This is a genomic window from Lysinibacillus sp. FSL K6-4013, assembly GCF_038630435.1.
Taxonomy (GTDB): Bacteria; Bacillota; Bacilli; order Bacillales_A; family Planococcaceae; genus Lysinibacillus; species Lysinibacillus boronitolerans.
This window is the reverse complement of record NZ_CP152031.1, coordinates 3427353-3439950: the sequence shown is the minus strand read 5'-3', so window position 1 is coordinate 3439950 and position 12598 is coordinate 3427353. Positions and strand designations below refer to the sequence as shown.

Below are 12598 nucleotides of genomic sequence, written 5' to 3'. Positions count from 1 at the left end.
AAGATTGCGTTATGATAAATACCGTTAAATCAACGTTTTGAAAGTGTGTGAAAAGTTATGGTTAATACAATTTATTTGGATAATAGTGCAACAACGAAGCCTTTAAAAGAGGTTATGCAGGCTTTTATGGTTGTAAATGAGCAGTATTATGCCAACCCTGCTTCCATCCATGCTATGGGTGTTGAAGCAAATGATTTATTAATACGTGCGCGTGAGCAAGTAGCAGATATTTTGCAGACAGAGGCAAAAAATGTGCTATTTACTTCAGGTGGTACAGAATCAAATAATGCAGCTATTTTTGGCATAGCACGTAGTAATACGCATATAGGAAAGCATATTTTAACGACTGAAATTGAACATCCATCCGTGTTAGAAACAATGAAGCAACTTGAAAAGGAAGGCTATGATGTTGAGTATCTTCGTGTTGATCAAAATGGAGTGATTTCTCTAGATGAGCTTCGTACTAAAATACGAAAAGAAACAATTTTAGTTAGCATCATGCATGTGAATAATGAAATGGGTGCAATTCAGCCTATTAAGGAAGCAGCAAAAATGATTCATGAAATGAGTCGTGCTGCCTTTCATGTTGATGCTGTGCAAAGCTTTGGGAAATTAGCAATATCCTTTAAAGAAGAAGGACCTGACTGTATTTCTATCTCTGGTCATAAAATTCATGGCTTTAAAGGCTCAGGAGTGTTAGCATTCCGTAAACCCATAAGATGGCAGCCCTTTGCTCTTGGTGGAGGTCAGGAATTTGGTATGCGTAGTGGTACTGTAGCAGTTCCGCAAGCTGTTGCTTTAGCGAAAGCGGCTCGACTTGCTGTTGAAACAATGAACGAACGCACAAATAAATACCGTCAATGGCACGATGAAATCCGAACTCAGCTAGAAAGTTATGGCGAAGCAGTCCATGTTTTATCAACGCCACAGGGAGCTGCGCATATTGTGTCATTTAGTGTTCGTGATTTAAAAGGGGAAGTCATTATTAATGCTATGCAAAAACGTGGTGTCATTGTGTCGACATCAAGTGCATGTTCTTCCAAGCAAACGAAAACAAGTCATGTCGTCGAGGCGCTTCACCTTGATGAGCATTATAAAAAAGGCGTGATTCGCCTTAGCTTTGGCGCACATAACACAATAGAAGATATAGAAAACTTTAAACAAGTACTAGCAGAAGTAATGTTGGAACTCAAAGGAGAAAATAAGTAAATGATTTGGAAAGAAATTTTAATTAGATATGGTGAGCTTTCTACAAAAGGTCGCAACAAAATGGATTTTATCCGCCGTTTACGTGAAAATATTCGTCATGCCTTTGCAGATTTAGGACAACTGCATATTCGCACAGAACGTGACCGTATGTTTATTGCCATAGAAGACGAAGCACAAATGCAAATGCTAATTACAGGTTTACCTAAAATTTTTGGTATTCAATCATTTAGCCCTGTCGCTGCATGCGAAAAAGATATGGACAGTATGAAAAAGCTCGCTATCACGATTATGGAGACATTTAAAGATGAGCCACATACATTTAAAGTAGAGGTAAAACGTACTGATAAAACATTTCCTTTAGAATCTCATGCCATCCAACGTGAGATCGGTGGCTATGTTTTACCACAATTTCAAAATTTATCTGTTAAAGTGAAGCAGCCTGATATTGAGCTACGTGTAGAAGTTCGCCATGATGCAACTTATATGATGGCACAAGTCATTCCTGGTGCAGGTGGAATGCCTGTAGGATCAAATGGCAAGTCTTTATTAATGCTATCTGGCGGTATTGATAGCCCTGTCGCAGGTTATTTAATGATGAAGCGTGGTGTGCGATTAGAGGCAATTCACTTCTTTAGTCCACCTTATACAAGCCAAAATTCATTGGAAAAAGTTAAGGTGCTTGCCAATGAATTAACAAAATTTGGTGCTAGTATTCGCTTGCATGTCATTCCTTTTACTGAAATACAAGTTCTTATTAAAGAAAAAGTACCTTCTAATGTATCGATGACGACAACACGCCGAATGATGTTGAAGGTTGCTGATCAGGTGCGTGAGGAAATTGGTGCACTTGCTATTGTAACGGGCGAAAGTCTTGGACAAGTGGCGAGTCAAACGCTTGAAAGTTTAACAGCAATAAACGCAGTAACAAATACACCTATCCTTCGTCCGCTGATTTCAACTGATAAATTAGAGATTATTGATATTGCAGAAAAAATCGGCACATACGAAACATCTATTCAGCCATTTGAAGATTGCTGCACGATTTTTACACCAGCAAGTCCAAAAACAAAACCGAAGCTTGAAAAGGTTGAGCATTATGAAAGCTTCTCTGACTTTGATGAATTGATCGAGCGAGCAGTGAAGAATCGCGAGGTCTATATTTTCCCTAAGAAAGAAGAACAACAAGATAAATTTGCAGATCTACTATAAGGATTCAAAAGCCGTCTCAAAGCCCATTTTGAGACGGCTTTTTTGTATGGATATTGTTATTCCAATAGAGGTACAATTTACCTCTAAATTTTTTGTATTAAAAATCTAATATCGCACATTCTATATTCACAAGGAGGTGAGAAACATGGCTTCAAACAACAACCGTAGTTCAAACCAGCTTGCAGTACCTGGTGTACAACAAGCACTAGATCAAATGAAATACGAAATTGCACAAGAATTTGGTGTTCAATTAGGAGCTGAAGCTTCAGCTCGTGCCAACGGTTCCGTTGGTGGTGAAATCACTAAACGTCTTGTACAAATGGCAGAATCTCAATTAAAAGGTATGCCAAACAACAACCAATAAATGCTGATTAAGCATTTATAAACTTAAAACCAGTGACCGTAAAAGGCACTGGTTTTAGTTTGTTTATTGATCATTTATTTATACGAGATAAGGATCTAAATGTAGCTACTGTATGATCAACATCTTTGCTTTGACAAATAGCTGAAATAACAGCAACACCATCAACCCCCGTTTGAAATACAGAATGTACATTTGTGAAATTTATTCCACCAATTGCTACAATTGGTAATTCGGGATGTAATGAATGTGCCTCCTGTAAAAAAGATGTACCACATGGTGGTTGTGCATCACTTTTAGAGGATGTTGGAAAGATTGGACCGATACCAACATAATCAGCTTGATGGTTAATAGCTATTTGCAATTCTTCCTCGCAATGGACAGATACACCAAGAATCATGTTCCCGATTCTTTTACGTGCTACACTTACAGGTAAATCATCTTGTCCGATATGAACACCATCAGCTCCTAGTCGTATCGCTAGATCAACATCGTCATTAATGATAAAGGGCACATGATAGTGATGACATAGTTTTTGACATTGGCGTGCAAATTGTTCATAGGCAAGTCCTGTTAACGCGTGAGGACCTTTTTCACGAAATTGAAACATTGTAATGCCTGCTTGTAAGGCTTTTTCTAGGATATAGATAGGTTGTTGTTGAGGAGACACGTTGCTGGTACCCATAATAAAATAAAGCTGCAAATCCTCACGTTTCATGAATCATCACCTCACAGGCATCCTTATACTGTTGGTAAGCAAAATGATTAGTGGGTCCATGACCATTTCCAATCGATAAATCATACATAATTGCTAATTGGATAAACTTTTTAGCTTCAATAATAGCTTCTTCCATAGCAAATCCTCGCCCAAGAAAAGCAGTAAGTGCTGCCGAAAATGTACATCCAGTACCGTGCGTATTTTTTGTTTGGATTCGAGGAGACTGCATCGAAAAAGAAGGTCCATTTTTGATAAATACGTAATCAATAGCATAAAGTGGATTTGCTAAATGACCACCTTTAATGATGACACATTGTACACCTAGCTGTAACAAGCTTTGAGCTACGTCTTTTATGTCTTCAAAATGCTGAATAGTTCTCCCTGTAAGTGTCTCTGCTTCGGGTATGTTGGGCGTAACAACCGTAGCAAGTGGTAGTAAAGTTGAGCATAAGGCATTGATAGCTTCTTGCTGTAACAGGCTTTCTCCTCCTTTTGCGATCATCACTGGATCAACAATCAGTGGAATGTTTAGCTCATCGATCATGCGTGCAATGGCTTTGATAATATCCGCCGAATAAAGCATTCCTGTTTTAATCGCAGCTATTGGAAAATCTTCTACTAAGGCTTCAAATTGTTTTTTTATAAAGGAAACGTCAATTGGGCAAACACCTGATACACCCAATGTATTTTGTGCAGTTAAAGCAGTAATCACAGAAGTACCAAACACTTCTATTTCCTGAAATGTTTTTAAATCAGCCTGTATACCTGCACCGCCCCCACAATCTGACCCGGCGATTGTCGTTACAATATGCATGAAGCTGCACCATCCTTTGACAAACGATGTATAGCATTGAGGAAAGCTATTTGAAAATCACCAATGTCTGCAGTAAATGCTGATGCTAGTACACCTGCTTTTTTATAGTAAGTAAGGGTCTCCATTAATTGTTGGTAAGGGCTATGGCTTACACTATAGGCTGCACCACAAATTGCGCTAAGTAAACAACCTGTACCCGTAACTTCTGTCATTTGTGGATGACCACCAGCGATCCATTGGCTATGCTTGCCATCAGTTATAAAATCACGCTCTCCCGTTACAATAACAATGCATTGATAGCGTTGAGCTAATGATGTGGCTTCTACTTCCATTGCGATAGTGCCTTGCCCACTATCGACACCTTTTTGTTGCCAATCTACACCAGCTATTGCTGCAAGCTCGCCGAGATTACAGCGAATCACGGCAAATTGTATATTCTCAAGTAAATGTCTTACGGTTTCCTTACGATAAGTTGTGGCTCCAACTCCGACAGGATCTAAAATAACAGGAATACCAAGTGCATTGGCTTTTATACCTGCTAATAACATGGCACTTTTTGTGCGATCATTGAGTGTTCCGATATTAATTAATAATGCTTGAGCAATCGCTACCATTTCCTCTACCTCTTGACAGTCATCGGCCATTACTGGTGAAGCACCTATCGCTAATAAACCATTTGCTTGAAAATTTGCCACTACATAATTGGTGATGCAATGGATAAGTGGTTGCTGTTGACGAATTGTTTGAAAAATCATTGTAGTCCTCCTTTTGGGATGGACGTAAGCATGCAAAAAAGGCCCTTTTTGTGTAAAAATGCACGAAAAAGAGCCTTTCATCTGAAAAAACGATGTTATTGCTCCCTACGTCAGTATTAACTAACAGGTTCAAAGGGTCAGGTTTTACCTTCTCAACTCTTACGAGTCCCCCTGCAATCTTGCTTTTAGTTGACCAAAATGTACCATACTTTTCATTTGTATTCAATAGCAAGTTTTCCTATGGATAAAATGTGACCGATGCCATATAGGAGAGTATGATAGTTGTCATGACTTTACCGAAATCAAGCACAAACCATTGAAAATGCTGAAAAAAGAGTTTTATAATGTGTCATAGCAAAAGGGAGGCAATTGCCATGAAAAGACAAGATTTAATTGCACCAGAATGGTATAACATAGCAGAGGAAATTGAAAAATATGCTCAGGATGCAACCAAAAATGCTTTAATCATTTATGAAGAAAACCAAGACATCCAATGTATTACATATGCACATTTATTGGAAAAGGCAAATCAAGCAGCACATGTTTTCACCAAGCAAGGCTTAAGGAAAGGTGATGTCATTTTAGTGATGGTCCCACGCTCTGTGGAAGCATATATTGTATATATTGCTGCATTGAAAGCGGGTTTAACCATTATTCCAAGTTCTGAAATGTTAAGAACAAAGGATATTGAGTATCGAATTCATCATGCAAATGCTAAAGCAGTTATTGCATTTGAACCCTATATTGAACAGTTTGATCAAGTGGGAAATTTACAAGGCTTACTGCAATTTGTCATAGGAAATGCACACAAACCTTGGCAGAACATACTTGAAAAAATGCATAATCAACCTACAACCTACATAAATCCTATCCCAACAAAAAGCACAGACAATGCATTTTTAGCCTATACAAGTGGAACAACAGGAAATCCCAAAGCAGCAGTGCATACGCATAGTTGGGGCTATGCACATTTACGAACAACAGCACCACATTGGTTGGGTGTACAAGAAAATGATATTGTTTGGGCAACTGCAGCACCAGGATGGCAAAAATGGATATGGAGTCCGTTTCTAGCTACTTTAGGTAGTGGTGCTACTGCATTTGTCTACAAAGGTAAATTCGATGCAGCTTCTTATCTAGCATTGCTTGAGAAATTCAAAATTAATGTACTATGCTGTACACCAACTGAATATCGTTTTATGGCAGCCCTTGAAAATTTACATGAATATGATCTAAGTGCCATTCGCCAAGCTGTATCAGCTGGTGAGCCATTAAATAGTGAGGTCATTAAAGTATTCTTGGAAACATTCAAATTACAAGTACGAGATGGCTATGGACAAACGGAAAATACATTATTGGTAGGCACAATGGTAGGGATGGAAGCAAGAGTTGGCTCTATGGGGAAACCTACTCCCGGCAACACTGTTGAAATTATTAATGATTTGGGCAAACCCGTTACAATCGGAGAAGTGGGTGATATTGCTGTACATCGTGAAACACCAGCCCTCTTTAAAAAATATTTAAATGATCCTGAACGTACAAATTTACAATTTCGTGGGGATTGGTATATTACAGGAGATCGGGCCTATAAAGATGAAGATGGCTACTTTTGGTTTGATGGTCGAGGAGACGATGTCATTATATCCTCAGGCTATACAATTGGCCCCTTTGAAGTAGAGGATGCTTTAATGAAGCATCCAACCGTAAAAGAGGCTGCTGTCATTGCGAGTCCTGATAAAGTCCGTGGGAATATCGTCAAGGCATTTATCGTTCTACACAATGGTGAAAAAGGTGATGCAGCGCTTATTCAAACACTTCAAAGTCATGTAAAATCACTGACTGCCCCTTATAAATATCCACGTGCTATTGAATTTGTAGAGGAGCTACCCAAAACATCTTCCGGGAAAATTAGACGTGTCGAATTACGACAACAAGAAATTAAAAACCTCCAATCTTAATCATTTCCTAGGAAATGATGTCGAAAATCAAAGTTCATCAATGGTATGGACTTTGATTTTTTAAATTTTTTTAGGTAAGGTAATATGAGGAAATAAACAGCTTAAAGCTTTTTGCATTTAATTATTGCAAAAAAATGAAACAAATAAGCAAGTCATACGTATTACGTGTTGAGGAGGCGGAAAGACATGAATGTAAAAAGGTGGGTTGCTTTAGTAGTGGCAGGTGTTCTCTTACTATTTTCGTTAGGAATTAATACCATTTTTGCGCTATTTAAAGCAGATTTCCTAGGTAATTTTGATAGCTTAATGGCAGGTAATAGCTTAGATGTATATGAAAATGTCATTGAAGGGGAAAATTTTGATAAGCGAATTGCTTATTTAAAGGTAGATGGAACGATTCAAGATATCGGCTCAAGTACATTGTGGCAACCAGTTGCCTATGACCATCAATTTTTCTTAGAACAATTGGATAATATTTTATATGATGAGACCATACAGGGGGTTGTTTTAAGCGTTAATTCACCAGGTGGTGGTGTAAAGGAATCAGCAGATATCTATAAAAAGCTACTAAGAATTAAAGAGGAACGACAAATTCCGATTTATGTATCGATGGATTCTATGGCAGCTTCAGGTGGTTATTATATTTCGGCACCAGCAGATAAAATATTTGCCCATCGTGATACAATAACAGGTTCTATTGGTGTCATCATGCAATCTATTAACTATCAAGAGCTGGCTGAAAAAGTAGGGGTCAAATTTGAGACGTTTAAATCGGGAGAGCATAAAGATATGTTAAGTCCAATGCGTGAAGTGACAGCAGAGGAACGTGCAATGATGCAAGATATGATTAATGAAACGTACGAAGAATTTGTAGATATTGTAGAACAGGGACGTAATATGTCTGAAGCAGAAGTGAAGAAGGTTGCAGATGGTCGTATCCTTGGCGGTACAAAAGCGCTTGAAGCAGGATTAATTGATGAGATTGGTGATGAAGAAGCGACCATTGCAGCTCTTCGTGAAGATTATGGACTTGAAGATGCGGCTTTATTTGAGTATTCATACGATATGGGCGGCTGGCAATCATATGTTGGTATGAAAATTGGCTCCATGTTTGGTCCATCTGCAGAAGAAAAAATGCTAATGAAAATCATGACGGACTATAGCGCACCGAAAATGATGTATCTTTATGGGGAATACTAAGGGGGGAGCACAATGACAAACAATGAAATTGTTATGCAAGGTTCACCCTCTATGGAAAATGGCTTTCTTATGAATATATCAGGAGAATCAGCAAATGATAAAAACTATGCATTAAAAACTGCTGGTTTTTGGGTACGATTTTGGGCATTTTTATTAGATGGATTCATCATTTCTGCTATAGGTGGAATACTTGTTAATCCAATCTTCTATTTAATGGATTGGTCCCTATCTGATTCTGTTTGGTATGCGCCGATTTCTATTATTACAGCAATCTTCTACTATAGCTACTTTGTGCTGATGACAAAGTTCTTTGGGCAAACACTAGGGAAAATGGTGTTTGGATTACGTGTAATTTCATTAAAGCACGATCAGCTAACTTGGTCAGATGTGTTATTCCGTGATTGGATTGGTCGTATCATCAATAATATTTTTATGCCACTGTATATTTTGGTAGTGATTTTGCCAGAAAATCAAGGTTTACATGATTATTTTGCTGATACAACAGTGGTGCATGAAAAAATCTTTATTGAAAAGGCTTCAACACCGACTACTTTACCAAAACAAGAAGAGCAAATAGAAGCTTTTGTGCAAGAAGAAAAAATAGATCTAGCCAAGCTAGAGGAAAAAAATGAACAATAAACATAAGACTGTCTCCTAATTTGAGACAGTCTTATCTATTTCTAAGTATGTAAGCTATGATAGTTGCAATTAATTCCCTCCATTTAGTAATATTATGTACATATGATGATTAGGAGGCGTTTATATGGCACAAGTAACATTTAAAAATGGTCCAGTGACACTAGTAGGCAATGAAGTAAAGGTGGGCGATCAAGCTCCAGATTTTACGGTATTAGCAAATGACCTATCACCTGTAACATTAAATGATTCAGAAGGAAAAATTCGTTTATTTAGTGTTGTACCATCATTAGATACTGGTGTATGTGATGCGCAAACACGCCGATTCAATGAGGAAGCTGCTAACTTAGGTGATAATGTAGTTATTTATACTGTATCTGTGGATCTTCCATTCGCTCAAAAGCGCTGGTGTGGTGCAGCAGGTATTGATGCAGTCCAAACTGTATCAGATCACCGCGATCTTTCATTTGGTGAGGCATATGGCGTATACATTCAAGAATTACGTCTTCTGACACGTGCAGTATTCGTTGTGGATGCAAACAATAAAGTAACATATGTTGAATATGTACCTGAAGCTACAGATCATCCAAACTATGAAGCGGCCATTGCAGCTGTCAAAGCACTAGCATAATAAGCTGCATTTAGGCTAAGATAATACTAGACAAAGGGGCTGTGACAAGTGTTTGTCACGGCTCTTTTCTGCGTGAAAGGAAGTTAGATATGGAAAATATCGAAAAGTTATTTGGTTTGCTAAATGAGCATGCCGAAAAAATCGAAAAAGAACAGAATATAACGTTACTAGAAGGGTTATTAGATGGGTTAGAGGCATGGCTTGATGGCGAAGTTGATTTTTCTCAAAAAGATGCAACAAAAGAGGATATACGTAAAGCTATTCAAATTGCTATTTTAAAAGGAATGCGCAAAGGCTCACAGCCGAATCATCAAATGACTCCTGATACGTTAGGGTTATTAGTGGGCTACTTTGTGGAGCAAATTTTTGCAGAGAGTCTTGAAAATGAAAAGATCTCGATCATGGACCCAGCAGTAGGCACAGGTAATTTATTACTGACGGTTATGAATTTATTAGATGGAAAAGTGGAAGCAACAGGTGTAGAGGTTGATGAGCTACTTATTCGCCTCGCTGCGGCAACTGCTGATTTAATAGAACAGCCTATTTCTTTATACCGTCAAGATGCCTTAGAAGATTTATTGGTCAATCCAGTTGATGCAGTTATTTGTGATTTACCTGTCGGTTATTATCCAAATGAAGAAGTGGCACTCAATTATGAATTATGTCCAGCAGAGGGGATGAGTTATGCCCATCATTTATTCATTGAGCAATCAATGAATTATACAAAAGATGGCGGCTATTTATTTTTCCTTGCACCATCTCATCTTTTTGAGTCAGAGCAGTCTAAGCAATTACACAAGTACATTCAAAAGCATGCGTGGATTCAAGCGATTATACAATTACCTGACTCTATGTTTGCTAATAAGTCATTAGAGAAGAGTCTGGTGATTTTACAAAAACAATCGAAGGAATTGAAAGCACCTAAAGAAGTTCTATTAGCTAAAGTCCCAAATATGCAGAATAAGCAGGCTCTTGCACTATTCTTTGAAAAAGTGAAGATGTGGAAAGAGGGCAAGTAAGTGCTATTAAGTGCAAGTAAAAAGGTATCCTATACAAGGATACCTTTTTATGTATTACAAAATTAATTTTCTGGTGTACGGATAACTAGTACGTCACATTTAGCTGAACGAACGATAGCCTCAGATACAGAACCGATTAAGAAGCGTTCTACTGCATTTAGACCAGTTGCACCACAAATGATTAAATCTGCGTCTACGATGTTAGAAAGCTCTTTTGTTATGATATTTTTTGGAGAGCCATACTCGATGATAAGATTAACATTCGTTAAACCTTCATCTTCAGCTTGCTTTTTATAACCATTTAATAGTTCTTCAGAAAATGCTTGAGCACGTTCTGCGATGGAGCGGTCATATGCTTCGATAGCAGCAAATGAACGAGTATCGATTACATTTACTAGATTTAATACTGCACCTTCGTTTCGTTTTGCCACATCAATCGATTTACGAAACGCGTATTCAGCTTCTTTTGAACCGTCTACTGCAACAACAATGCTTTTATAATGATTAGCCATTTGAAAAACCTCCCTGATTTGTATATGTTGATTATACCAAATGATTTTCTAAAGGAAATACTTTCCGCAAGAAAAATTATGAAAATGTGAAGGCATTTCATGTAGATATGTGAATTAAATATAAATACTCAATTCCCACTATTTGCAGTGTGTAAACCTCTTTTGCTCATTTGAAACTGCTCATGAATTAGCTTCCTTAACAACTATTTATTCGCCTTTTTAGTTTTTTAATATAGTAATTTATAATGGTTTATAACGTTAGAATATTTGTTATTTTGGAAATCTTATAAATTTTATCTGTATTTGCATTAGTTAAAGCTTTTTTTGCAATTGTTTGGTAATATGGAAGTGCAAGGGGTGCATCAAATTTAGTTACATAAATGATGCTTATTTCTTACGTTATGGAAGGGGATAGGAAACAATGAAGATTGGTATTCCAAAGGAAATTAAAAACAATGAAAACCGTGTAGCAATGACACCAGCAGGAGTTGTCACTTTAACACATGCAGGTCATGAAGTGTACATTGAAACTGGAGCGGGGCTAGGCTCAAGCTTTACGGATGCTGATTACATTGCAGCTGGTGCTCATATTGTTCAAACAGCTAAAGAAGCTTGGTCACAAGAAATGATTATGAAGGTAAAAGAACCTGTAGCTTCTGAGTATGATTACTTCTACGAAGGTCAAATTTTATTCACGTATTTACACTTAGCGCCAGAGGTTGAATTAACTCAGGCACTTTTAAATAAAAAAGTTGTAGGGATTGCCTACGAAACAGTACAATTAGCAAATGGCTCATTACCATTGCTAACACCAATGAGTGAAGTTGCTGGTAAAATGGCTACACAAATTGGTGCACAGTTCTTAGAAAGAAACCATGCTGGTAAAGGTATTTTACTAGGCGGTGTATCAGGTGTACAACGTGGGAAAGTAACAGTAATCGGCGGTGGTATTGCAGGTACAAATGCTGCAAAAATCGCTGTTGGTATGGGTGCGGATGTGACAGTTATTGATTTAAGCCCAGAGCGTTTACGTCAATTGGAAGATATGTTTGGACGTGATGTTCAAACATTAATGTCTAATCCATATAATATTGCAGAATCAGTGAAAGATTCAGATTTAGTTATTGGTGCGGTATTAATCCCAGGCGCAAAAGCACCGAAACTTGTATCTGAAGAAATGATTCAATCAATGCAAGCCGGCTCTGTTGTAGTCGATATCGCAATTGACCAAGGTGGTATTTTTGCAACATCTGACCGTGTGACAACACATGATGATCCAACATACGTGAAGCATGGCGTTGTACACTATGCAGTTGCAAATATGCCTGGTGCGGTACCACGTACTTCTACAATTGCTTTAACAAATAATACAATTCCATATGCACTTCAAATTGCCAACAAAGGCTACAAACAAGCTTGCCTTGATAATGCAGCACTGAAAAAAGGCGTGAATACATTAGATGGACAACTTGTTTATAAAGCAGTGGCAGATTCACAGGGACTACCATTTGTCAATGTGGATGAGTTAATTCAATAAACTTTGCTAGACATAGGAAAAGGAAGCACACTAGTTGCT

At 37.8% G+C, this 12598-nt stretch carries 13 protein-coding genes and 1 riboswitch; of the genes, 9 read left to right on the top strand and 4 right to left on the bottom strand.

Annotated elements, in window-relative coordinates:
- The first annotated feature begins 57 nt into the window (after nt 1–57).
- The 3 genes from MHB39_RS16990 to MHB39_RS16980 all read left to right on the top strand — a co-directional run bounded on the left by MHB39_RS16990 (nt 58) and on the right by MHB39_RS16980 (nt 2782).
- Nucleotides 58–1209, top strand: a complete 1152-nt coding sequence (locus MHB39_RS16990) for a cysteine desulfurase family protein (RefSeq protein WP_342544659.1) — start codon at nt 58–60, stop codon at nt 1207–1209.
- Entirely contained in the window at nt 1210–2418 is a 1209-nt protein-coding gene (gene thiI, locus MHB39_RS16985; RefSeq protein ID WP_048393538.1) for a tRNA uracil 4-sulfurtransferase ThiI, read from the top strand.
- A gap of 145 nt (nt 2419–2563) precedes the next feature.
- On the top strand, nt 2564–2782 hold the full coding sequence (locus MHB39_RS16980; protein ID WP_004226165.1) for an alpha/beta-type small acid-soluble spore protein: 219 nt from the start codon (nt 2564–2566) through the stop codon (nt 2780–2782).
- Between the two features lie 70 nt (nt 2783–2852).
- On the opposite strand, the gene thiE is transcribed toward MHB39_RS16980, so the two are convergent.
- The 3 genes from thiE to thiM are packed head-to-tail and all read right to left on the bottom strand — an operon-like array spanning nt 2853 to nt 5066.
- Nucleotides 2853–3497 carry a thiamine phosphate synthase gene (gene thiE / locus MHB39_RS16975; protein ID WP_342544657.1) on the bottom strand — a complete coding sequence of 215 codons (645 nt, stop codon included), beginning with the start codon at nt 3495–3497 and terminating at the stop codon, nt 2853–2855.
- Nucleotides 3487–4311: a bifunctional hydroxymethylpyrimidine kinase/phosphomethylpyrimidine kinase gene (gene thiD / locus MHB39_RS16970; protein WP_342544655.1), complete on the bottom strand. Its 825-nt coding sequence runs from the start codon at nt 4309–4311 to the stop codon at nt 3487–3489. Before thiD ends, thiE begins: the two co-directional genes overlap by 11 nt.
- On the bottom strand, nt 4299–5066 hold the full coding sequence (gene thiM / locus MHB39_RS16965; protein ID WP_036078367.1) for a hydroxyethylthiazole kinase: 768 nt from the start codon (nt 5064–5066) through the stop codon (nt 4299–4301). Before thiM ends, thiD begins: the two co-directional genes overlap by 13 nt.
- 85 nt (nt 5067–5151) lie before the next feature.
- Nucleotides 5152–5249, bottom strand: a riboswitch (TPP riboswitch).
- A gap of 191 nt (nt 5250–5440) precedes the next feature.
- Here thiM and MHB39_RS16960 point away from each other — a divergent pair.
- The 5 genes from MHB39_RS16960 to MHB39_RS16940 all read left to right on the top strand — a co-directional run bounded on the left by MHB39_RS16960 (nt 5441) and on the right by MHB39_RS16940 (nt 10510).
- Entirely contained in the window at nt 5441–7024 is a 1584-nt protein-coding gene (locus MHB39_RS16960; protein ID WP_036078364.1) for an acyl--CoA ligase, read from the top strand.
- A gap of 186 nt (nt 7025–7210) precedes the next feature.
- A complete protein-coding gene (sppA, locus tag MHB39_RS16955) occupies nt 7211–8224 on the top strand; it encodes a signal peptide peptidase SppA (RefSeq protein ID WP_036078362.1) in 1014 nt (337 codons plus the stop codon).
- A 12-nt stretch (nt 8225–8236) separates the two neighbouring features.
- Entirely contained in the window at nt 8237–8863 is a 627-nt protein-coding gene (locus MHB39_RS16950; protein ID WP_016991567.1) for an RDD family protein, read from the top strand.
- Between the two features lie 124 nt (nt 8864–8987).
- Complete coding sequence (tpx, locus tag MHB39_RS16945) at nt 8988–9491, top strand: thiol peroxidase (RefSeq protein ID WP_004226187.1); 504 nt, start codon at nt 8988–8990, stop codon at nt 9489–9491.
- A gap of 89 nt (nt 9492–9580) precedes the next feature.
- A complete protein-coding gene (locus MHB39_RS16940) occupies nt 9581–10510 on the top strand; it encodes a class I SAM-dependent methyltransferase (protein ID WP_036078357.1) in 930 nt (309 codons plus the stop codon).
- 62 nt (nt 10511–10572) lie between these two features.
- On the opposite strand, the gene MHB39_RS16935 is transcribed toward MHB39_RS16940, so the two are convergent.
- Complete coding sequence (locus MHB39_RS16935; RefSeq protein ID WP_004226191.1) at nt 10573–11022, bottom strand: universal stress protein; 450 nt, start codon at nt 11020–11022, stop codon at nt 10573–10575.
- A 421-nt stretch (nt 11023–11443) separates the two neighbouring features.
- Between MHB39_RS16935 and ald the strand changes: the two genes are divergently transcribed.
- Nucleotides 11444–12559, top strand: a complete 1116-nt coding sequence (ald, locus tag MHB39_RS16930) for an alanine dehydrogenase (protein WP_004226195.1) — start codon at nt 11444–11446, stop codon at nt 12557–12559.
- Nucleotides 12560–12598 lie beyond the last annotated feature (39 nt).

Excerpts from the sequence above, each read along its gene's own strand:
- MHB39_RS16990 (WP_342544659.1), top strand. The coding sequence starts at position 58 with ATGGTTAATACAATTTATTTGGATAATAGTGCAACAACGAAGCCTTTA.
- thiI (WP_048393538.1), top strand. The coding sequence starts at position 1,210 with ATGATTTGGAAAGAAATTTTAATTAGATATGGTGAGCTTTCTACAAAA.
- MHB39_RS16980 (WP_004226165.1), top strand. The coding sequence starts at position 2,564 with ATGGCTTCAAACAACAACCGTAGTTCAAACCAGCTTGCAGTACCTGGT.
- thiE (WP_342544657.1), bottom strand. The coding sequence starts at position 3,497 with ATGAAACGTGAGGATTTGCAGCTTTATTTTATTATGGGTACCAGCAAC.
- thiD (WP_342544655.1), bottom strand. The coding sequence starts at position 4,311 with ATGCATATTGTAACGACAATCGCCGGGTCAGATTGTGGGGGCGGTGCA.
- thiM (WP_036078367.1), bottom strand. The coding sequence starts at position 5,066 with ATGATTTTTCAAACAATTCGTCAACAGCAACCACTTATCCATTGCATC.
- MHB39_RS16960 (WP_036078364.1), top strand. The coding sequence starts at position 5,441 with ATGAAAAGACAAGATTTAATTGCACCAGAATGGTATAACATAGCAGAG.
- sppA (WP_036078362.1), top strand. The coding sequence starts at position 7,211 with ATGAATGTAAAAAGGTGGGTTGCTTTAGTAGTGGCAGGTGTTCTCTTA.
- MHB39_RS16950 (WP_016991567.1), top strand. The coding sequence starts at position 8,237 with ATGACAAACAATGAAATTGTTATGCAAGGTTCACCCTCTATGGAAAAT.
- tpx (WP_004226187.1), top strand. The coding sequence starts at position 8,988 with ATGGCACAAGTAACATTTAAAAATGGTCCAGTGACACTAGTAGGCAAT.
- MHB39_RS16940 (WP_036078357.1), top strand. The coding sequence starts at position 9,581 with ATGGAAAATATCGAAAAGTTATTTGGTTTGCTAAATGAGCATGCCGAA.
- MHB39_RS16935 (WP_004226191.1), bottom strand. The coding sequence starts at position 11,022 with ATGGCTAATCATTATAAAAGCATTGTTGTTGCAGTAGACGGTTCAAAA.
- ald (WP_004226195.1), top strand. The coding sequence starts at position 11,444 with ATGAAGATTGGTATTCCAAAGGAAATTAAAAACAATGAAAACCGTGTA.